We start from the raw sequence: 21,233 nt of genomic DNA, 5'->3' as shown, positions 1-21,233 counted from the left end.
TGTTGATTAACCTTTTGGTAACCGCGTTGGGCTTAGTTTGGCGACTATCTAACCAGCCCGAAAGACGGGGGCAACCATGCGTGTTCTGGCACGGGTCGAGACCGCGCTGCTGAATCAGGCCGGGCATCTGTTTCCGTGGTCTCCGGTCTGTCTGGCCGTCGGCATCGGCCTGTATTTCGGTTTGCGGTTTGAACCCGACTGGCTGGTTTACGCCGGTTTGGCGGCGCTCGCGGCCGTACTGATCGGTCTGCGCTTCTTGCTGCCGCCGGGGTGGGGGACGCTCATGATCGGGGGCGCTCTGGTCATTGCCGGGTTTACGCTGGCCGGAGCGCGGGCACATCGGATGGCCGAGCCGGTTCTGTCATGGCGATATTACGGCCCTGTCGAGGGGCGGGTCGTTGCCATCGACCGTTCCGCCTCGGACGCGTTGCGGCTGACGCTGGATCAGGTGCGCATCGGGGACGTGCCGCAGGACCGCAGGCCGCAGCGCATCCGCCTGTCGGTTCACGGAGGTTCGGGGCCGATCAGTCCGGGCCAGAGGATCATGACCACCGCCCATCTGTCGCCGCCGCAGGGGCCGGTCGAACCCGGCGGGTTCGATTTCCGTCGCCACGCCTGGTTCCAGAAATTGGGGGCGGTGGGCTATACGCGGGTTCCGATCCTGACCGCTGCGCCGCCCGAGAGCGGGATCGCGGGTGTCCGGATAACGGCCTGGCGCATGGCGATCTCGCGCAGGGTTCGCGACGTGCTTCCGGGTGAGGTCGGAGGCTTTGCCGCCGCCGTCACAACCGGAGATCGCAGTGGCATGGGGCAAGAGACCCTGAATGCGCTCAGGGTCTCGAATCTGGCGCATTTGCTGGCCATATCAGGCCTGCATATGGGCCTGCTGACCGGGTTCGTCTATGTAGCTTGCCGGATATGCCTGTCGGCTGTGCCCTCATTGGCCTTGCGCGTGCCGGTGCGCAAAGTCGCGGCTGTGTGCGCTCTGACCGCTGCGGTCATTTATCTGATGCTGTCCGGTGGCAACGTGGCAACGGAACGCGCCTTTATCATGGTCAGCGTCATGTTCGTGGCGGTCCTGATCGACCGTCGCGCGATATCGCTGCGGGCGGTCGCCGTGGCTGCACTGATCGTTCTGTTTCTGAGGCCCGAATCCCTGCTCAGCCCGGGGTTTCAGATGTCTTTCGCCGCCACAACCGCGCTGGTCGCCGTGTTCGGAGCGCTGCGCGATTGGGGCACTGTGCCCGGCCCGAAATGGTCGAAGCCGGTTGTCGGCGTGTTAATGTCCTCGGCAATCGCAGGGCTGGCGACGGCCCCCATCGGGGCCGCCCATTTCAACACGATGTCGCATTTCGGGTTGCTGGCAAACATCCTGTCCGTGCCAGTGATGGGCAGCATCGTGGTTCCGTCCGCCGTCCTTGCCGCTTTGTTGGCGCCGTTCGGGTTCGAGGCGGCCGCGCTGACCCTGATGAGCGTTGGATTGCGCTGGATTCTCTTTGTGTCCGAGTGGGTTGCAGGCCTGGATGGCGCGCAGGGGTTTGTTGTCAGCCCGCCGTGGTTTGTCTTGCCTGTCCTCGTAATGGGGGCCTTGTGGCTGGCTCTGTGGCAAGGGCGGGCGCGGTGGGCCGGAGCCTTGCCGGTGGTCTGCGCGCTGTTGTTGTGGAGCCCAGCCAGCCGCCCCGATGTGCTGGTGGCGGAAACGGGTGGGTTGGTCGGGGTCATGACCCAGCAGGGACGGGCGCTCAGCAAGGAAAAAGGCAGCGGCTTTGTCGCGACCGTGTGGCTTGAGAATGACGGCGACGGCGTGGATCAGACGCAGGCCTCGCAAAGATGGCCGCAAGAGGATGGGCTGATTCTGCGCTTTGCGCTGCAAGGCAAAGAACTGGTTCACATCGCAGGAAAGCGCGCCGCGCGCGGTTTCGATGAATGCCGCGAGGATCAGATCATCGTGTCCGCCGTGCCCCTGAGCCTGCAGGGGAAATGCGGAGTGTTCGACCCCGAGCACCTGCTTGAAACCGGCAGTCTGGCGTTTTCAGGCGGAAAGCTGACAACAAGCGCCCAGATGACCGGGCACCGTTTGTGGTCTCCGAAATCTTCGGTGGTACGACGGGGGAAACGGGATCAGTAGGTGCGGATCAGGCCTACCAGCCGTCCCTGAACCTTGACCTTGTCCTCGGGCAGAACCCGCGTTTCATAGGCGGGGTTGGCGGCCTCAAGCGCGATGGCGTTGCCACGGCGGAAAAACCGTTTCAGCGTGGCTTCCTGATCCTCGACCAGTGCGACGACAATATCGCCATTATCGGCGACGCCAGTTGCGCGGATCACCACCACGTCGCCATCGTTGATACCGGCGTCGATCATCGAGTCGCCGCGCACCTCAAGCGCGTAATGTTCCCCTTTGCCGGACACCATCGTCCCGGGCACGGCAACGCGGTGCGAGACATGGCTGATCGCCTCAATCGGGACACCGGCGGCGATCCGGCCCATGACGGGCAGTTCCATTGCATCAACGGATACCGGCTCAAAATTGGCCGGGCGGGGCCCCGAGGGCCTGTCGCCTTCGATAACGCGGGGGCTGAACCCGGCGGTGGGCTCGCCACCCAGGCTTTCCGGCAGTTTCACAATCTCAATTGCGCGGGCGCGGTGGGCCAGACGGCGAATAAAGCCGCGTTCTTCCAGCGCCGTAATCAAACGGTGAATGCCGGATTTCGAGCGCAGGTCCAGCGCTGCCTTCATTTCATCAAAACTGGGCGGAACACCGTCCGCCTGCACGCGTTTGTGGATGAATTCCAGCAAATCCAACTGTTTCTTGGTCAACATCGCTCATACCTCTTCGCTCATGCGTTTTCTTTTGTTCTACGCATGTTCACGTTTTGTGTCAACGAATTTGGGGTGTTTTCAAATCGGCAGGTAGGAAACCTGATCCCCGGCTTGCCGGGGCGGATCGTTCGGAGGGCGCACCAGCAGCGCATCTGCCTGCGCCAGAACGCTCAGCAATGAACTGTCCTGATCGGGGCAGGCGCGGATGCCGTTTTCGTCCAGTTGCGCGCGCATATAGTGCTCGCGAGGGCCGTTTGCCGCCAGCGGTTCGGCCAAAACAGCGCGGCGAAACGGTGTCGCCACCTGATCCAGACCTAACATCCGGCGCACCATCGGGGCAAGGAACAGATAGCCGCAAACCATTGCACTGATAGGGTTTCCGGGCAGACCAACCATCGCCGCACCGCCCATGCGGCCAGCCATCAGAGGCTTACCGGGGCGCATGCGAATTTTGTAAAACGACCGCTCCATCCCCAGACCCTGCGAGACGTCCGAGACCAGATCGTAATCCCCCACCGAAGCCCCGCCGATCGTCACTACCAGATCGGCGCCATTTGCCAGATCAAAGGCCGTTTCCAGCGACGGCACCGTGTCCTGCGCAATCGGCAGAACGCGGACATGCGCCCCCAGACCTTCCAGCAAGGCCTGAAGGCCAAAGGTGTTCGACGCGATGATCTGGTCGGGTCCGGGCATTTCGCCGGGCATCACCAACTCGTTTCCTGTCGAGATCAGGGCAACAACCGGCTTTTTCGTCACCGGGACCTGCGCGATGTTCATGGCGGCCATCAGCGCCACATCCTCGGCCCGGATCAGGCGGGGGGCCGGTATTGCCGTGCCCTTGGTGAAGTCGACGCCAGCGGGCCGGATGTTCGACTTGGCACTGGGCGTATCGCTGACCGTGATCAGATCGCCGCGCCGGTTAATGTTTTCCTGAATGACAATGAAATCAGCACCTTCGGGAACGGGCGCGCCGGTGAAAATACGCACCGCCTGTCCCGCGCCCACTGTGCCATCAAACCGTTGACCAGCCGTCGCCTCGCCAATGACCTTGAACATGGCGTGCAATTCGACCTCGGTCGCCTTGACCGCGTAGCCATCCATGGACGAGGCCGCAAACGGAGGCTGGTCCCGTGTCGCGGCAACGTCCTGCCCCAGAACGCGACCGGCAGACTGTGCCAAAGGAACCTGCTCGACCGGCGAGGGCTTGACCAGATCAAACAGCAGCGCGCGCGCCTCGTCTACGCTAATCATGTCGCTTCGTAACGCCCTGATTTACCGCCATCTTTCAGAAGAACGCGGATGCCGCCGATCTGCATCGCCTTGTCCACGGCCTTGGTCATGTCATAGACCGTCAGCGCCGCCGTCGAGACCGCCGTCAGCGCCTCCATCTCGACCCCCGTCTGGCCCGAGGTCTTGACTGTCGCTTCGATTTGAACGCCCGGCAGGTCAGGGTCGAGGGTCAGTTCCACCGCGACCTTGGTCACCGGCAGCGGATGGCAGAGCGGGATCAGATCCGGCGTTTTCTTTGCGCCCATGATGCCAGCCAGCCGAGCGACGCCCAGAACATCGCCCTTCTTGGCGCGGCCTTCTGAAATAAGATCAAATGTTGCGCGGGCCATTTTAACGTGGCCAGTCGCGACCGCGACCCGATCCGTGACGGCCTTGTCGGACACATCCACCATATGTGCCTGTCCCTGCGCGTCGAAATGGGTCAGCGGCATCACATCCCTCCGGGGATCAGCGGGTTGGCCAGCAGGTGCCGGGTCGCCGAGGCGACGTCGTCCTGCCGCATCAGGCTTTCACCGATCAGAAAACACCGCGCCCCGTACCGGGCAATGTCCGACAGGTCCTCGGGTGTGCTCAGACCGCTTTCGCAGACAATTCTCCGGTCGCCGGGCACCAGTTTCGACAACCGCCGCGTGGTATCAAGAGTGGTCTCGAACGTCTTGAGATTGCGGTTATTTATCCCGATCAGCGGGCTTTTCAACTGCGTCGCGCGTTCCAGTTCGTCCTCGTCATGAACCTCGATCAGAACGTCCATGCCCCAGTCGATGGCGGTTTGTTCCAACTCGGCGGCTTGATCATCCTCGACCGATGCCATGATGATCAGGATGCAGTCCGCGCCCAACGCGCGGGCCTCGACCACCTGATAGGGGTCGTACATGAAATCCTTGCGCAGCGCGGGCAGAGACGTCGCCGCGCGGGCCTGGGTCAGAAAGTCCTTCGCACCCTGAAAACTGGGCGTATCGGTCAGAACGGACAGACAGGCCGCGCCGCCATCCTCGTAGGCTTTCGCCAGAACGGGCGGATCGAAATCGGGGCGGATCAGACCCTTGGAGGGGCTGGCCTTCTTGACCTCGGCAATAAGACCATATCCTTGCCGGGATGCGGCCTGCAGCGCCTCGGCAAACCCGCGCACCTCGGGGGCGCTGTGGGCTTCGCCTTCAACCTCGTCCAAGGGTTTTTGCGCCTTGTCCGCCGCAACTTCTTCCAGTTTGTAGGCTTTGATTTTGTCCAGAACAGTCTCGGTCATGCGGCTTCCTGTGTGATGCGGGCCAGGGCGTTGATTTTTTCTTTGGCTTTTCCGCTATCGATGCTTTCGGCGGCTTTCGCAACACCTTCGCGCAGATCGCTGGCGGCTTCCGCCACAACCAGAGCCGCCGCTGCGTTCAGCAAAACCGCATCGCGATAGGCCGAGGGCGCGCCGTCCAGCAGTGCGCGGAAGGCCACCGCGTTTTCTTCGGGGGTACCGCCGACGATATCTTCGAACGGGTGAACCGGCAGGCCCGCGTCTTCAGGGTGCAGTTCAACCTCTTTGACGGTGCCGTCTTCCAGTGCGGCCACCCAGCTGACGCCGGTGATGGTCAGTTCATCCGTGCCGTCCGAGCCGTGCACCAGCCACGCGCGGTCCGAGCCCAGCAGGCCCAGCGTTTCGGCCATCGGGCGGATCAATTCCCGGCTGAACGCCCCGGTCAACTGGCGCTTGACGCCTGCGGGATTGGTCAGGGGGCCGAGAATATTGAAGATCGTGCGCGTCCCAAGTTCCTGGCGCGAGGGCATCACATGGGCAATCGCCGGGTGATGCATGGGGGCCATCATGAAGCAGATCCCCGCGTCGTTCAGCGCCTTTTCGACGGTTGCAGGGCCGACCATCACGTTGATGCCCATCTGCCCCAACGCATCCGCGGCCCCGGATTTGGAACTGAGGTTCCGGTTGCCGTGCTTGGCAACAGTGACACCCCCACCCGCCACCACAAAGGCAGTCGCGGTTGAGATATTCAGCGTACCCTTGCCATCGCCCCCTGTCCCCACAATGTCCATCGCACCGGCTGGGGCCGTAACCGCGTTGCACTTGGCCCGCATCACTGCAGCGGCTGCGGCGTATTCGTCCACCGTTTCGCCCCGCGTGCGCATCGCCATCAGCAGACCGCCGATCTGGCTGGGCGTGGCTTCACCGTCGAACAGAATACCAAAGGCCTGTTCTGCCTCGGCGCGGGTCAGCGGCCGGTCGGCGGCCGCGCCGATCAGCGGTTTCAGAATGTCGCTCATGCGGGGACTTTCAGTTCTTGCAGGAAATTCTTGAGCAGGGCGTGACCATGTTCCGAGGCGATGGATTCCGGGTGGAACTGAACGCCGTGGATCGGCAGCTCTTTATGCTGCAGGCCCATGATCGTGCCGTCTTCCAGCTCTGCCGTGATCTCAAGGCAATCGGGCAGGGTCTCGCGTTCGACGACCAGAGAATGATAGCGCGTCGCCTCGAATGGCGAGGGCAGCCCGGCGAAGACGCCTTTGCCGGTGTGATGCATGGTGCCCATCTTGCCATGCACGATCTCATGGCAGCGGATGACCTTGCCGCCAAAGACCTGACCGATGGTCTGATGCCCAAGGCAGACGCCCATCAGCGGCGTTTTCGTCTCGGCTGCGGCTTCGGTCAGGGCAAGGCAGATCCCGGCCTGATCCGGGTCGCAGGGGCCGGGGCTCAGCAGGATGCCAGCGGGGTTCATCGCCATCGCTTCCTGCACATCCAGCGCATCGTTTCGGCGAATGACCATTTCGGCGCCAAGTTCGCCCAAAAAATGTACCAGATTGTAGGTAAACGAGTCGTAGTTGTCGATCAGCAGCAGCATTTGGGCACTTATCTCGGCTTGGGCATTTCGGGCTGGCGGTACAGCCCCGGGCCACGGTATAATGTCGGGACATACATGCTCAGGCTTGTGCGGCAGCGTCAAGAGGACATCCCCCTTCGACGCACCATCAGGTCGAGCGCCGCAGGAGACGGCGCAGGGATGAGCAGAGCAGTAGATGAGGCGAAAGGCAAAAGTAATGGGCGGATTTATCGGAGGAATGATCGCTGGCGCGGTCGTTGTTTTGATTGCGGGCGCGGTTTTGTCACTGAACACTCCGCTGAACAGCAAACCCCAGATCGCAACGAAGGCCCCGGAACCGGCGCCGGTCGAACCGGCCGAGGCACCGGACGAAGTTGCAGCGGCAGGATCAGACGCCGATCTGGTCGAATTGCCGCCCCGTGGGCCAAAAGCCGCCGAAGAGGAAACGGATGATCTGGCCGATCTGGCCGGGGTCGAGACGGCCCCTGACAGCCAACCCGCGCTGGAGGATGAGGTTCAGGCGCTTGACCAGCCTGACGTGGCCGAGACGACCGAGGTCGCCGTGGCAACCGACGCGCCCGTAGCACCTCCGGCCCCGGCTGCGGTTCCGGCTTCTCTGGAGGAAGAGGTGGAACCGGTTGTTATTGACCAGGCACCAGAGCCGCCCGCGCCGGAAACGACCGATATTGCCTTGCTTGAGCCTGAGCCTGAGCCCGAGCCGCAGCCGGAACCCGTCGCGTTGCCCGAGGTTTCGGAACCCGCGCAGGAGCAGGAGGAAGAGAACCCATTCGAAAACAGCCCGATTGCGGTTGAAGGCGACGAAGACGCGCTGCCGCGCAAGCTGCCCCGGATCGCGGCTTTGCCTCAGATCGGGGGTGAGCAGGCGGCCGAAGGCAACTCTATCGTCGGAACCCGGGTGGTCCCTCTGACCGACCGGGATGAAGAGCCGACCACCGCCGAGGCACCCGCCGAAGCGCCGGTGGGCAAACCGATTGAAGCCTTCGCCGCGTCTTTCCAGAACCCCGAGGCCAAGCCGCTCATGTCGATCATTCTGATCGATGACGAAGGCGCGTTCGGGGTCGAAGCGCTGCAGGATTTCCCATATCCGATCAGTTTCGCGGTCAGCCCGTCCGACCCGGCTGCCGCCGAAAAGATGGCCCGCCACCGCGCCGCCGGGTTCGAGGTTCTGGCAATGGCCGATCTGCCCGAGGCCGCAAGCGCACAGGATGCCGAGGTTTCGATGGCCGTCTGGCTGGACACTCTGCCCGAGACGGTCGGGATTCTGGAAGGGATCAACACGGGCATTCAGGGCAACCGCAAGCTGGCCGATCAGGTCGCCGCGATTGCCGGTGGAACAGGGCGTGGTCTGATCACGCAGGATAACGGTCTGAACACGGTGCAGAAGCTGGCGGCACGTAACGGTGTGCCCTCGGGCGTTGTGTTCCGCGACATTGACGGCGCGCGTCAGGACCCGAAGATCATGCGCCGCTTTCTGGATCAGGCCGCGTTCCGCGCCGGTCAGGAAGGGACGGTCGTGATGCTGGGCCGCGTACGCCCCGAGACCATCTCGGCCCTGTTGCTGTGGGGTCTGGAAGACCGCGGCAGCCGGGTGGCGATGGCCCCGATCTCGGCCGTGATGATGCGGGAAATTCAGTAATCGTTACTGCACGGCGGAAACTCAAAGGGCGGCGGTCAACAGACCTGCCGCCCTTTTCTTAGCTGTTGCCCGAACCGGTAAATCGCGCCGCATCCGCGGCAGCGCGGCGGATGGCGTTGGATTTGTGCACGGTCTCCATGTATTCAGCCTCGGGGTCGCTGTCATACACAACACCGCCACCGGCCTGAATATAGAGCTTCTGATCCTTCACGATGGCCGTGCGCAGGGCGATGCACATATCCATGTCGCCGCCCGCGCTGAAATAGCCCACGCCACCGCCGTAAATGCCACGCTTTTCTGGTTCTAACTCGTCGATGATCTCCATCGCGCGGACCTTTGGCGCACCCGAGACAGTGCCTGCAGGCATCCCGGCAAAGAAGGCATCCAGCGCGTCCTTATCCTCGGCCAGCTCGCCCACCACGTTGGACACGATGTGCATGACGTGGCTGTAGCGCTCGATTATGAATTCCTCGGTCGGGCGCACGGTTCCGATCTTGGCCACACGTCCGGTGTCGTTGCGGCCAAGGTCCAGCAGCATCAGATGCTCGGCCAGTTCCTTTTTGTCGGCCAGCAGATCGACCTCGTTCGCCTTGTCCTCTTCCGGCGTCGCGCCGCGGGGGCGGGTGCCGGCGATGGGGCGGATGGTGACTTCGTTGCCGAACACGCGCACCAGAATCTCGGGGCTTGCGCCCACGACCTGAAAGCCGCCATGGTTGAAATAGAACATGAACGGCGACGGGTTGGTCCGCCGCAGCGAGCGGTAGAGTGCAAAGGGCGGCAGCGGGAAATCCTGCGTCCAGCGTTGCGCCGGGACGACCTGAAAGATGTCACCGGCGCGAATGTATTCCTTGGCCTTTTCGACCGCTTCCATATAGCCCGGTTTGGTGAAGTTCGAGACCGGCGGCGCGACCTCATAAGCGTCGCCCAGGTCGCGGGTTTCGGCGGGCATGGCGCGTTCCAGATCGCGCACCGCGTCCATCACCCGTTCGGCGGCCTGCGCATAGGCCGCCTTAGCCGACTGCCCATCGCTGACCCAGGCGGGGGAAACGACCGTGACTTCGCCTTTCACACCGTCTAGCACCGCAACAACTGACGGGCGCAGCATGATTGCATCGGGCAGGCCCAGCGGGTCGGGGTTGACGTCGGGCAGGTGCTCGACCAGCCGCACCATGTCATAGCCCAGATAGCCGAACAGCCCCGCCGCCGCCTGAGGCAGATCGTCCGGCAAGTCAATGCGGCTTTCGGCCAGCAGGGCGCGCAGGTTGTCCATCGGATCGCCGTCCTGCGGCGCAAAGGCGTCAGCGTCGAACCGGGCCGAGCGGTTCAGCTCCGACGCCGCACCCCGACACTGCCAGATCAGGTCGGGCTTCATCCCGATGATCGAATACCGACCGCGCACCTCGCCGCCGGTGACGGATTCCAGCATGAACGCGTCTTTCTGCGCGCCGGTCAGCTTGAGCATCAGCGAGACCGGCGTATCCAGATCAGCCGCGAGGCGGGTGTAAACGACCTGATTTTCGCCCGCCTCATAGGCGCGCGCGAACGTGTCGAAATCGGGGGTCAGCGCCATATCGGCCTCGTTTTAATAGCTCGCCTGCACGGCGTTCAGGGCCTGCTGGTCGATGATCGGGCGCGCCCGGGTCTGGGCATCGCGGACATAGGCGTCGAAGATGTTTTGGGCCAGGGCCTGATCCAACTGGGCCGAAAGCGCCTGTTGCATCTGGCGCAACTCGTCGGTTTCGGCGGGGGGCAGAACCTCATCCAGACGCACGATCAGGGCTGCGCCATTGCCGCCGATAACACGCAAATCGCCGGGCTCCATCGCAAAGACCTCGGCCATGAAATCGGCCGGAACATCGTCAAGGAACGCGGTTCGCGTCAGGGCGTTTTCCACGCGGAAGGGCAGGCCAGTGGCCGCGAAATCCCCGTCTGTCGCCAGTTTGGTCAGTACGGAATTGGCCTGTTCCTGCAAGGCTTTGCCGGTTTCAGCCTGCACCCAGGCGTCCGCAACCCGGTCGCGGGCGCTGTCCAACGGTTCGGGGCGGCGGGGCAGGGTTTCGTTCAGGCGCAGCGCAAAGATCGAGCCGTCTTCGAGGAAACCAACCTCAGGGAAGTCGCCCTCGCGCACGGCTTCGGCTGTGGTGCGAAAGCCGTCATAGGCGGCAACACCGTCCGAGCTGTTGCGGGTCCAGTCGATCTGGCCCAGCTCCATCTCGGTCTCGGCGGCCAGTTCTTCCAGCGTGGCCCCACCGGCCAACATGTCGTTGATGTCCTCGGCCTGCGCCTCGATCAGGCGACGGGCGCGGTCCGAGGCCATTTCTTCCCGCAGGGCAGGCTCGGCCTCTTCAAAGGGCACATTGTTTGCGGCCAGCGATCCGTTGATGCGGAACAGGGCAGGGCCAAAGACCGAAGGAAGCGGCCCGACCACGGTATCGAGATCGGCGGCAAACACCGCATCCGCGGCATCGCCGAGGTCTTCGCGCGTCACGTCGCCCAGATCGATATCGCTGAGTTCCAGTTCCCGGTCGCGCACCAGTTGTTCAAAGGTTGTGCCACCGACCTCAAGCTGGGCCTTGGCGTCGTTTGCAGCCGCTTCGTCTGGGAAGTTCAGGCGTTCGACCAGACGGCGTTCGGGCTGCTGGAACTCGGCGATGCGCTGGTCGTACAGGCGTCGCAGCGAATCCTCATCGACCTCAACCGTATCCACCAGCATCTCGGGTGACAGAAGGGCGTAGGTCAGGCGTTTGGTCCGGGGCAGGGTGAAGCTATCGGTGTTTTCGTCGTAAAAGGCCTGAACCTGCGCGTCAGTGGGGTCGGCGATGGGTTCGGCCAGCGCATCGGCACCCACAGTCGCAACCGTAAAGCTGCGCCGCGCGCCGATATAGTCGGTCAGGGTGTCCGTCAGCGCGGCGGGCATGGTCACACCGCCCATCAACGCGCCCTGAACGATGGTACGGGCCGATTCCTTGCGCAGATCATCTTCGAACTGGGTATCGGTCATCCCAGCCTGTTCCAGTTGGAAGCGATATGTTTCGCGGTCAAACGTGCCGTTGACGCCCTGAAACGCGGGGATCGAGACGATTTCCTCTTGCAGGTTTTCGTCCCCTATCGAGATGCCAAGTTGCGCGACCTCATTATCCAGCGCCGCCACGGCGGTCAGCCGGGACAGGGCGAGTTGTTCAAGGCCCAGTTCGCGCGCCTGTGACATTTGCAAAGGCTGGCCTGTCTGCGCCTCGACCGCGCGGATTTCGCGTTGAAGCTCGCGCACATAGGCGTCGACAGAGACACTTTCATCCCCAACCTGCGCAACCGTGCGGATGGTGCCGGTCAGGCTGGTCGCACCAAAGCCCGCAAGGCCCAGAAACAACAGGCCCATCAGAATCCAGACAAAGGTTTTCGAAAGACTTTTAACGCCTGCGGCCATGGTGCCCTCTTGTTTAGTGGCAGGTTGCTGCCCTGTCGGTTGCGGCCCTGAATACGATGCGCGCCGCCGGGGGGCAAGCTTAGATGGACAGGGCCTGCAAACGGTCGAACAACTGGCCAATCCCCGCGCGATCAAGGTTGGCAAACGCGACCCGGACCTGACGCTGTCCAGCCGGGTCGTGGTCCGGCATGAACATGGTGCCGGGAAGCAGCAGAACGCCAGCCTTGGCCACCAACAGGCGGGCCAGTTCATCGGATGGCATGTCGTAGGGGTGTTCCAAATAGGCGAAGTAAGCGCCAAGCCCCAGCAACCGCCATCCCTTGGCCGTCAGCTTCGGCATGCCGTCGGCAATCGCAGCGCGCCGGTCGAGGATTTCGTCGCGCTCACCAGCCACCCATTGCGACAGGTTCTCCATCCCCCAGAGCGCCGCGAACTGCCCGATCTGTCCGGGGCAGATGGCGACGGTATCAAGGAATTTCTCAATCTCGGCCAATAGCGCGGCACTTGTGGCGATGGCCCCGACGCGGTGCCCGGTCAGGCGGTAGGCTTTGGAGAAGGAATAGAGGTGCACCAGCGTCTCGTCCCAGCCGGGTTGCTGGAACAACTCGTGCGGCGGGCCGCTGCGGCTGTCGAAATCGCGATAGGTTTCGTCCACCAGCAGGCGGATACCGGTTTCGCGGGCCAGATCGTAAAAGGCTTTGACCAGATCCGAGGGGTACTCGACCCCGCCCGGATTGTTGGGCGTGACCAGTGCAATGGCGCGTGTTTTGTCGGTGATCAACTGCCGTGCGGCTTCAGGATCGGGCAGCAGATCATCCCCGGTCGGCAGGTCCACGGTGCGAACACCGGCCATGTCCAGCCACATTTTGTGGTTGAAATACCACGGCGTCGGCAGAATGACCTCATCGCCTTGGTCGGTGAGGGCCGAGATGACCGAGGCAAACGCCTGATTGCACCCCGACGTGATGCCGATCTGTTCGGGCGCGATCTGCGCTGCGTAATGCTCGCCGACCTGCTGTGCCAGCGCGGTGCGCAGGTTGGTGTTGCCCAAAACCGGACCGTAAAGATGCGCGCTGTCCTCGTTCACCGCAAAGTCGGCCATGGCCTGCCGCAGCGCCAGGGGCGGCGGATCAACCGGCGCCGCCTGACTGACATTGACCAGCGGTCTGTCGGCAGGGAAGGTGACGCCTTCAAGCCAGCGCCGTGCCTCCATCACCGGAGGGGGGAAGGTGGCGCTGGTGCGTGTGTGAGCCATGGCAGAACCGACTTTTGGCGAGGCTCCGCCCCGCGTTCCAAGGTACTTCTTGAGAAAGAAGAAGGATTTAGTCTGTGCCCCGGTAGGGTTCGACATATTGAAGCGCCATGTCCCACGGGAAGAAGATCCATGTGTCCTGGCTGACCTCGGTGATAAAGGTGTCGACCATCGGGCGGCCCTTGGGCTTGGCGTAGACGGTGGCGAAATGCGCCTTGGGATACATCTCGCGCACCAGTTCCAGCGTTTTGCCGCTGTCGACCAGATCGTCGATGATCAGAACGCCGGTCCCGTCGCCCATCAGGTCGGCGTTGGGGGCTTTCAGCACTTCAGCCTCACCCTGCGCCTGATGGTGATAGGATTTCACGCTGACCGTATCGACGGTGCGGATATCCAGCTCGCGGCTGACGATCATCGCGGGCGCCATGCCGCCGCGGGTGATCGCGACAACGGCCTTCCAGGCGCCATCGTCGGGGCCTTGGCCGTCAAGCCGCCAGGCGAGGGCGCGCGAGTCGCGGTGAATCTGGTCCCAGCTGATGTGGAATCCCTTTTCGTGGGGCAGGCGGTCCTTGGCGCTCATGATCTTAGCCCTTTTCGACGTCAGGCGCGTCGACGGCTTTCATGCCGACGATGTGGTAGCCCGAATCCACATGCAGATTTTCCCCGGTCACGCCGCTGCTGAGGTCGGACAGCAGATACAGCGCCGATTTGCCGACGTCATCGATGGTCACGTTGCGGCGCAGGGGCGAGTTGTATTCGTTCCACTTCATGATGTAGCGGAAATCGCCGATGCCGCTGGCGGCCAGCGTTTTGATTGGACCGGCCGAGATCGAATTGACGCGGATGCCGTCCTTGCCCAGATCCTCGGCGAGATACTTGACCGACGCTTCCAACGCCGCCTTGGCGACACCCATGACATTATAGTGCGGCATCACCTGTTCGGCGCCATAATAGGTCAGCGTGACGGCGCTGCCGCCTTCAGACATCATTTTCTCGGCCCGTTGCATGACGGCGGTGAAGGAATAAACCGAAATATCCATCGTCAGCTTGAAATTCGCCCGGCTGGTATCGACATAGCGGCCGCGCAGCTCGTTCTTGTCGGAAAATCCGATGGCGTGGACGACAAAATCCAGCTTGCCCCATTTTTCCTCGAGCGATGTGAACAGCGTATCAATCGACGCCTCGTCGCTTACATCGCAGGGCAGCACGATTTCACTGCCCAGTTGCGCCGCCAGCGGATCAACCCGCTTTTTCAGCGCATCGCCCTGATACGAAAAGGCCAGCTCGGCCCCTGCGTCGGACAAGGCGCGGGCGATACCCCATGCGATTGATTTGTCATTGGCCAGTCCCATGATGAGGCCGCGTTTCCCGGCCATCAACTGATTTGACATGTTTGGTTCTCCGCCTGTCTTCGCGATGTGTTGCGTTGGTTTATGCCATTGGATGCGCTGCATCAAGGCCGTGCGCTCTTGCCCGCAGCGGGTTATCGCCTTAGGTTTGACCTCAGGACGTTCCAGGGGATGGAAATGAGCGAACGCGATGGCATCTTTGCCGGCACCGATCCGTTTGAAATAGCGGCGCGGTGGCTGGCAGAGGCTGAAAAGACGGAAGCAAACGACCCGAATGCGATTGCGTTGGCGACCGTTGATTCTGATGGCATGCCGAATGCGCGGATGGTATTGCTGAAAGAAATCGAACCGGGCGCGTTCGTGTTTTACACCAATTACGAGAGTGCCAAGGCAGCCGAGTTGGACAGCGCCGGAAAAGCAGCTTTCGTAATGCATTGGAAATCTTTGAGGCGTCAGGTGCGTGTTCGTGGTACAATCACCCGCGAAAGTGGACCGCAGGCCGATGAATATTATGCATCGCGGTCGCTGAAAAGCCGTTTGGGGGCGTGGGCTTCACGCCAGTCACAACCCCTGAGCAGCCGTGCGGCCCTTATGGCCGAGGTTGCAAAGGTGACGGCGAAACTGGGTGCCAATCCGCCGCGCCCCCCATTCTGGGGTGGGTACAGGTTGACGCCGATTGAAATTGAATTCTGGGCCGATGGTGCGTTTCGTCTCCATGACCGGTTCAGGTGGCAAAGGGATGCGCCAGGTTCCAAGTGGCAGGTACAGAGGTTGAATCCATGATGTTCACGTGTCGCGAAATGCAACAGGCAGAAAACAAAGGATTTTTTCAACTTGAATTTGCCTGCCATTCCCATAAACAACAAACCCTTAACGAAGCGCTAATTTTCGCGATGGGAAAACCGTGCCAGAAGATCTGAACAGCATGTACCGCGTACGTGGACACGTTAAATGGTTCGACCCTGCAAAGGGGTACGGATTTGTTGTGTCTGACGCAGGCGGTCCGGATATTCTGTTACATGTGAATGTATTGCGGAATTTCGGTCAGAGCTCGGTCGCCGACGGCGCCGGAATCGAGATCATGACCCATCGCACGGATCGTGGCGTTCAAGCGGTCGAGGTGATTGCGGTCGACCCTCCGGCCCGGGCCGATACCATGCTGCTGGCGGATTTCGCCGAGCTTGACCCGGCGGAGATCGCGGCAGCGCCGCTTGAGGCCGCGCGGGTCAAATGGTTCGACAAGGGCAAGGGATTCGGCTTTGCGAATGTCTTTGGCCGGGGCGAGGATGTCTTTCTGCACATCGAGGTTCTGCGCCGGTCCGGTCTTGCAGATCTGCAGCCGGGCGAAGCGCTGGCGATGCGCGTGATCGACGGCAAGCGCGGGCGTATGGCCGCGCAGGTGCTGGCCTGGGAAGCGGCCCTGGACGACTGATCGGAATGATGCGGTGTCTGACACTTCCGGCTCTGCTTTCAGTACTTTGGGCCGGAAATGTTATGGCCGCCTGCAGTCCGGGGCGCGTCGATCTTCGCAACGATAAGTCTCAGGTCCGGTTTGACGTTGAACTTGCGGTGACGCCGCAGGAACGGTCGCGCGGTTTGATGTTCCGGGAATCGCTGCCCAGCCGTTCGGGCATGTTGTTTGTCTTCGACCCGCCGCAGCCGGTTGCGTTCTGGATGAAGAACACGCTGATTCCTCTCGACATGATTTTTTTCGACAGCACCGGGACGGTGACGCGCGTGCATGCGGACGCGATTCCCGGTGATCTGAGCATGATCGAAGGGGGCGACTCGGTCTTTGCGGTGCTGGAAATCAATGCGGGTCTGGCGGCCCGGTATCTGATCACACCGGGAACCCAGATGCGGCACCAGATTTTTTCGCAAGGCCCCGCGATTTGGCCCTGTTAGGGCTTTTCAAATCAGATCGGCCCGTTTAGGAAGGCGCACGGTCCGGGGCGTGGCGCAGTCTGGTAGCGCACCTGTTTTGGGTACAGGGGGTCGTAGGTTCGAATCCTGCCGCCCCGACCACTTTTTCTCTCTATTATGTCGGTGATCCGCCCATGCGCTGGTACAGCGCACCTAGGGTCTGATCCAGTGCCTTGCTTTCCACAGGTATTTCGACCGTGGCGCCGCTTCTTTGCGGCACGTTGAAGAAAAGCCGTGCATCTACCCGGTAGCCGCCCTCGTTTTTGGTCGAGGTCAGGCGCATCACGCTTTGGGGCAGGTCCTGCGGATCGCCGCTGTAGTTGAGAATCAGATAGGCGGTGGTTTCGGGCGGCAGAAACTCGCGGCACTCATATGATCGCTTGCTGACCTTCTGAAAGGTCTCCCCGGGGCCTGAACAGCCGGTTTCGAACGTGTCGAACAACCGTTCAGGGTGTTGGTCGAACTGTGCGCTGCGTGATGCGGGGGGCACATCTTGTTGTGTACAGGACACTAAAACGGCCAGTGCGGGAACGAGGCGAAATGCCAGCATCTGTTTGTTTGCCCTCAATTCTTTGCACATCGCACGAATTTTTCTGGTCGCCAATGCACCGGGTTCAGAGTGATTCTGTCCAAGCCTACCCAGTGGGCCACTGGTTGATCAAACGCTGATAACTATGCTGGTAAAAACGGCAAATTCATTTGCGGCCTTCTGAAATAGGCGGAAATTTGCCGTGGATGAACCTGTGGAGGAATCGTGCCCGCAGGAATCCGGTTCCACTCTGATAGTCGGGTCAACCAAAAAGATTTCAAAAATGACCCAAAAAGGCCGTTGACCTTGTATGGGTTCATACGCCAGATTGTATAAGCCGAACGTGACCCCACTACATCTGGTAGAAAAGCCGGGGATGGGTACAGGGCAAGGGACGGAAAGCACACCAGACTATCGTGCAGCCGCTTAGCCGGTTCTGCGCTGTTATCGGCAGCGCCCTGTCTTTTGCGCCCGTGAACTTCGGCATGGTGGATGGCTCGGTATTTTTGAGCACGAAGCTGGGTGAAAAGGCTTTTGAATATAGGGCGGCGGACATGAAGATTGACAGGAAATTCACTAAAACAGGGCAGGACGCATACGCAGAGCTAGATTTCGTGTCCGCGACGTCTGAAATCCGCAACCCGGACGGCACCATCGTGTTTCGTCTGGACGATATCGAGGTCCCCTCAAGCTGGAGCCAGGTCGCCAGCGACGTGATCGCGCAAAAATACTTCCGCAAAGCGGGCGTCCCGTCCAAGATGAAGAAAGTTAAGGAAAAAGACGTCCCCGAATTCCTGTGGCGCTCGGTCCCCGCGGAAGGTGCTGAGTTCGATGGCGAGACATCCTCGAAGCAGGTGTTCGACCGTCTGGCCGGTGCTTGGGCCTATTGGGGCTGGAAGGGCGGCTATTTCTCGACCGAGGAAGACGCGCGCGCCTATTTCGACGAGATGCGGTATATGCTGGCGACCCAGCGCGCCGCGCCGAACTCGCCGCAGTGGTTCAACACCGGTCTGCACTGGGCCTATGGCATCGACGGCCCGGCGCAGGGGCACCACTATGTCGATTACAAGACCGGCAAGCTGACCAAATCCAAATCCGCCTATGAGCATCCGCAGCCGCACGCGTGCTTTATCCAGTCTGTCGATGATGATCTGGTGAACGAAGGCGGCATCATGGACCTGTGGGTGCGCGAGGCGCGCCTGTTCAAATACGGCTCGGGCACCGGGACCAACTTCAGCCATCTGCGCGCAGAAGGTGAGGCGCTGTCGGGTGGCGGCAAGTCATCGGGCCTCATGGGCTTTCTCAAGATCGGCGACCGCGCCGCTGGCGCGATCAAATCAGGCGGGACAACCCGTCGGGCAGCAAAGATGGTGATCGTCGATGCAGATCACCCCGATATCGAGCAATTCATCGAATGGAAGGTGATTGAAGAGCAGAAGGTGGCCTCGATCGTTGCCGGATCGAAAATGCACGAGAAGATGCTGAACGGCATTTTCGAGGCCATCCGTTCCTGGGACGGTGCGGCGGATGACGCCTATGACCCCAACAAGAACGACGCGCTGAAAAAGGCGGTGCGCGAGGCCAAAAAAGTCGCGATCCCCGAAACTTACATCAAGCGTGTGCTGGATTACGCCAAGCAGGGCCACGACAGTATCGAATTCCCGACCTACGACACGGACTGGGATTCGGAAGCCTATAGCTCGGTCTCGGGTCAGAACTCGAACAACTCGATCCGCGTGACAAACGCGTTCCTGACCGCTGTTGAGAAAGACGCGGATTGGGAATTGATCAACCGCACGGATGGCAAGGTCGCCAAGACCGTCAAGGCGCGCGATCTGTGGGAAAAGGTCGGCCACGCCGCGTGGGCCTGTGCCGATCCGGGCATTCAGTTCCACGACACGGTCAACGAATGGCACACATGCCCCGAAGATGGTGAGATTCGCGGCTCGAACCCGTGCTCGGAATATATGTTCCTCGATGACACGGCCTGTAACCTGGCCTCAATGAACCTGCTGACCTTCCTGAAGGACGATGAGTTCCAGGCGGCCGACTACATGCACGCCTCGCGGCTGTGGACCCTGACGCTGGAAATCTCGGTGACGATGGCGCAGTTCCCGTCGAAGGAAATCGCGCAGCTGTCTTATGACTTCCGCACGCTGGGTCTGGGCTATGCCAATATCGGCGGTCTGCTGATGAACATGGGCTACAGCTATGACTCGGACGAAGGCCGCGCGATCTGCGGCGCGCTGACCGCGATCATGACCGGTGTGGCCTATGCGACCTCGGCCGAGATTGCCGGCGAGTTAGGCGCCTTCAATGGCTATGAGCGCAACGCCGATCACATGTTGCGCGTCATCCGCAACCACCGCCGCGCGGCGCAGGGTGTCACGACTGGCTATGAGAAGCTTGCCGTGAAGCCGGTGCCTTTGGACCACGGCAACTGCCCGGACAAACGTTTGGTCGATCTGGCCATGTCGGCTTGGGATGAGGCCCTGAGCCTCGGCGAGAAGAACGGCTACCGCAACGCGCAGGCCACCGTGATCGCACCGACCGGCACCATCGGTCTGGTGATGGATTGCGACACGACCGGGATCGAGCCGGACTTCGCGCTGGTAAAATTCAAGAAGCTCGCGGGAGGCGGTTACTTCAAGATCATCAACCGCTCGGTGCCGTCGGCGCTGGAAAAACTGGGCTATTCTTCGTCTCAGATCGAAGAGATCGTAGGCCACGCGGTTGGTCACGGCACCATCGGCAACGCCCCGGGGATCAACCACACCTCGCTGACCGGCCACGGCTTTGGCCCCAATGAGCTGGCAAAGGTGGATGCGGCACTGGAAAGCGCCTTTGATATCCGCTTCGTCTTCAATCAGTGGACACTGGGCGAGGATTTCTGCACCGGCGTTCTGGGCATCCCGGCGACCAAGCTGAATGACCCGACTTTCGATCTGCTGCGCCATCTGGGCTTTACGAAGGCGGATATCGACGCGGCGAATGATCATGTTTGCGGGACGATGACGCTGGAAGGTGCGCCGCATCTAAAGGAAGAACACTATTCGATCTTTGACTGCGCCAACCCGTGCGGCAAGAAAGGCAAGCGTTTCCTTGGGGTTGATAGCCACATCACCATGATGGCGGCAGCGCAAAGCTTCATCTCGGGCGCGATCAGCAAAACGATCAACATGCCGAATGACGCGACCATCGAGGATTGCCAGAAGGCCTATGAACTCAGCTGGTCGCTGGGTGTGAAAGCCAACGCGCTCTATCGTGACGGCTCGAAACTGTCGCAGCCTCTGGCGGCGGCACTGGTCGAGGATGACGACGAGGCGGCGGAAGTGCTGGAAAGCGGTTCGACGCAGGAAAAAGCCGTCGTTCTGGCCGAGAAGGTGATCGAAAAGGTTGTGGTCAAGGAAATGATCCGCAGCCATCGCGAGAAACTGCCGCATCGCCGCAAAGGCTATACCCAAAAGGCGATTGTCGGCGGCCACAAGGTCTATCTGCGCACCGGTGAGTTCGAAGACGGCAAGCTGGGCGAGATTTTCATCGACATGCACAAGGAAGGCGCTGGCTTCCGGGCGATGATGAACAACTTCGCCATCGCCGTGTCGGTCGGCCTGCAATATGGCGTGCCGCTGGAAGAGTTCGTGGATGCCTTCACGTTCACCAAGTTCGAACCGGCCGGGATGGTGCAGGGCAACGATTCGATCAAGAACGCGACTTCAATCCTCGATTACATCTTCCGTGAACTGGCCGTGTCTTATCTGGACCGGACCGATCTGGCCCATGTGAAACCCGAAGGCGCAACCTTCGACGATCTGGGCCGGGGCGAAGAGGACGGTCTGCCGAATGTCTCGGAAATCAGTGAAAGCGCGGCGACCAAGTCCTTGGAAGTGCTGAAACAAATCAGCTCGACCGGCTATCTGCGCAAGCGCCTGCCGCAGGACCTGATGGTGTTCAATGGCGGTCAGACCGATGTGACCGGCATGGCGGAACCCGCCGCGACCTTCGACGCGCCTGCGGAAACCGCCGTCGCAACCGGAATGGACGCTCGCACCAAAGCCAAGATGCAGGGCTACGAGGGCGATCCCTGCGGTGAATGCGGAAACTACACGCTGGTGCGCAACGGCACCTGCATGAAGTGCAACACCTGCGGCGCGACAAGCGGGTGTAGCTAAG

The 21,233-nt window shown here is 61.4% G+C and carries 18 protein-coding genes and 1 tRNA gene; 7 read left to right on the top strand and 12 right to left on the bottom strand.

The features are described 5' to 3' along the window. Positions 1–76 precede the first annotated feature (76 nt). Positions 77–2,128, top strand: coding sequence for a ComEC/Rec2 family competence protein (locus tag ACR0K1_RS02530; protein WP_480848627.1), 2,052 nt, complete (start codon positions 77–79; stop codon positions 2,126–2,128). Here the strand turns inward: ACR0K1_RS02530 and lexA are convergent. From lexA to ACR0K1_RS02500, 6 genes are all read right to left on the bottom strand, one after another. Next, the gene (gene lexA, locus ACR0K1_RS02525; protein ID WP_480848625.1) at positions 2,122–2,820 is read right to left on the bottom strand and encodes a transcriptional repressor LexA; all 699 of its coding nucleotides are present in this window, start codon (positions 2,818–2,820) and stop codon (positions 2,122–2,124) included. The genes ACR0K1_RS02530 and lexA overlap by 7 nt on opposite strands. Before the next feature lie 78 nt (positions 2,821–2,898). Beyond that, on the bottom strand, positions 2,899–4,071 hold the full coding sequence (locus ACR0K1_RS02520; protein ID WP_480848623.1) for a molybdopterin molybdotransferase MoeA: 1,173 nt from the start codon (positions 4,069–4,071) through the stop codon (positions 2,899–2,901). Further along, positions 4,068–4,541, bottom strand: coding sequence for a cyclic pyranopterin monophosphate synthase MoaC (gene moaC / locus ACR0K1_RS02515; protein WP_480848620.1), 474 nt, complete (start codon positions 4,539–4,541; stop codon positions 4,068–4,070). Before moaC ends, ACR0K1_RS02520 begins: the two co-directional genes overlap by 4 nt. Continuing rightward, positions 4,541–5,353, bottom strand: a complete 813-nt coding sequence (gene trpC / locus ACR0K1_RS02510; RefSeq protein WP_480848618.1) for an indole-3-glycerol phosphate synthase TrpC — start codon at positions 5,351–5,353, stop codon at positions 4,541–4,543. The genes moaC and trpC overlap by 1 nt, the downstream gene beginning before the upstream one ends. Continuing rightward, the gene (trpD, locus tag ACR0K1_RS02505) at positions 5,350–6,369 is read right to left on the bottom strand and encodes an anthranilate phosphoribosyltransferase (protein WP_480848616.1); all 1,020 of its coding nucleotides are present in this window, start codon (positions 6,367–6,369) and stop codon (positions 5,350–5,352) included. Before trpD ends, trpC begins: the two co-directional genes overlap by 4 nt. Next, positions 6,366–6,947 carry an anthranilate synthase component II gene (locus ACR0K1_RS02500; protein WP_480848614.1) on the bottom strand — a complete coding sequence of 194 codons (582 nt, stop codon included), beginning with the start codon at positions 6,945–6,947 and terminating at the stop codon, positions 6,366–6,368. Before ACR0K1_RS02500 ends, trpD begins: the two co-directional genes overlap by 4 nt. 175 nt (positions 6,948–7,122) lie before the next feature. Between ACR0K1_RS02500 and ACR0K1_RS02495 the strand changes: the two genes are divergently transcribed. Continuing rightward, the gene (locus ACR0K1_RS02495; RefSeq protein ID WP_480614893.1) at positions 7,123–8,583 is read left to right on the top strand and encodes a divergent polysaccharide deacetylase family protein; all 1,461 of its coding nucleotides are present in this window, start codon (positions 7,123–7,125) and stop codon (positions 8,581–8,583) included. 58 nt (positions 8,584–8,641) lie between these two features. Here ACR0K1_RS02495 and trpE read toward each other — a convergent pair whose 3' ends face one another. The 5 genes from trpE to fabI all read right to left on the bottom strand — a co-directional run bounded on the left by trpE (position 8,642) and on the right by fabI (position 14,650). Continuing rightward, complete coding sequence (trpE, locus tag ACR0K1_RS02490) at positions 8,642–10,153, bottom strand: anthranilate synthase component I (protein WP_480614895.1); 1,512 nt, start codon at positions 10,151–10,153, stop codon at positions 8,642–8,644. A gap of 12 nt (positions 10,154–10,165) precedes the next feature. Continuing rightward, positions 10,166–12,007 (bottom strand): peptidyl-prolyl cis-trans isomerase, encoded by a 1,842-nt coding sequence (locus ACR0K1_RS02485; RefSeq protein ID WP_480614897.1) that lies wholly within the window; start codon positions 12,005–12,007, stop codon positions 10,166–10,168. Positions 12,008–12,086: 79 nt separating this feature from the next. Next, the gene (locus tag ACR0K1_RS02480; protein ID WP_480614900.1) at positions 12,087–13,262 is read right to left on the bottom strand and encodes an aminotransferase; all 1,176 of its coding nucleotides are present in this window, start codon (positions 13,260–13,262) and stop codon (positions 12,087–12,089) included. A 67-nt stretch (positions 13,263–13,329) separates the two neighbouring features. Further along, complete coding sequence (gpt, locus tag ACR0K1_RS02475) at positions 13,330–13,839, bottom strand: xanthine phosphoribosyltransferase (protein WP_480614903.1); 510 nt, start codon at positions 13,837–13,839, stop codon at positions 13,330–13,332. A gap of 4 nt (positions 13,840–13,843) precedes the next feature. Continuing rightward, positions 13,844–14,650 carry an enoyl-ACP reductase FabI gene (gene fabI / locus ACR0K1_RS02470; RefSeq protein ID WP_480614905.1) on the bottom strand — a complete coding sequence of 269 codons (807 nt, stop codon included), beginning with the start codon at positions 14,648–14,650 and terminating at the stop codon, positions 13,844–13,846. Positions 14,651–14,785: 135 nt separating this feature from the next. Here fabI and pdxH point away from each other — a divergent pair, with 135 nt between their 5' ends. From pdxH to ACR0K1_RS02450, 4 genes are all read left to right on the top strand, one after another. After that, on the top strand, positions 14,786–15,391 hold the full coding sequence (gene pdxH / locus ACR0K1_RS02465) for a pyridoxamine 5'-phosphate oxidase (RefSeq protein WP_480614907.1): 606 nt from the start codon (positions 14,786–14,788) through the stop codon (positions 15,389–15,391). A gap of 121 nt (positions 15,392–15,512) precedes the next feature. Beyond that, positions 15,513–16,040 carry a cold-shock protein gene (locus ACR0K1_RS02460; protein WP_480614909.1) on the top strand — a complete coding sequence of 176 codons (528 nt, stop codon included), beginning with the start codon at positions 15,513–15,515 and terminating at the stop codon, positions 16,038–16,040. Between the two features lie 62 nt (positions 16,041–16,102). Beyond that, the gene (locus ACR0K1_RS02455; protein WP_480614911.1) at positions 16,103–16,513 is read left to right on the top strand and encodes a DUF192 domain-containing protein; all 411 of its coding nucleotides are present in this window, start codon (positions 16,103–16,105) and stop codon (positions 16,511–16,513) included. Between the two features lie 43 nt (positions 16,514–16,556). Next, a tRNA-Pro gene (locus ACR0K1_RS02450) sits at positions 16,557–16,633 on the top strand. Positions 16,634–16,646: 13 nt separating this feature from the next. Here ACR0K1_RS02450 and ACR0K1_RS02445 read toward each other — a convergent pair. Then, the gene (locus ACR0K1_RS02445) at positions 16,647–17,135 is read right to left on the bottom strand and encodes a hypothetical protein (RefSeq protein WP_480614913.1); all 489 of its coding nucleotides are present in this window, start codon (positions 17,133–17,135) and stop codon (positions 16,647–16,649) included. Positions 17,136–17,614: 479 nt separating this feature from the next. On the opposite strand from ACR0K1_RS02445, the gene ACR0K1_RS02440 reads away from it, so the two are divergent. After that, a complete protein-coding gene (locus ACR0K1_RS02440) occupies positions 17,615–21,232 on the top strand; it encodes a vitamin B12-dependent ribonucleotide reductase (RefSeq protein WP_480848608.1) in 3,618 nt (1,205 codons plus the stop codon). Position 21,233: the final 1 nt, after the last annotated feature.

Source organism: Ruegeria sp. F5 (assembly GCF_056533845.1).
This window is presented reverse-complemented; position numbering and strand designations above follow the sequence as displayed.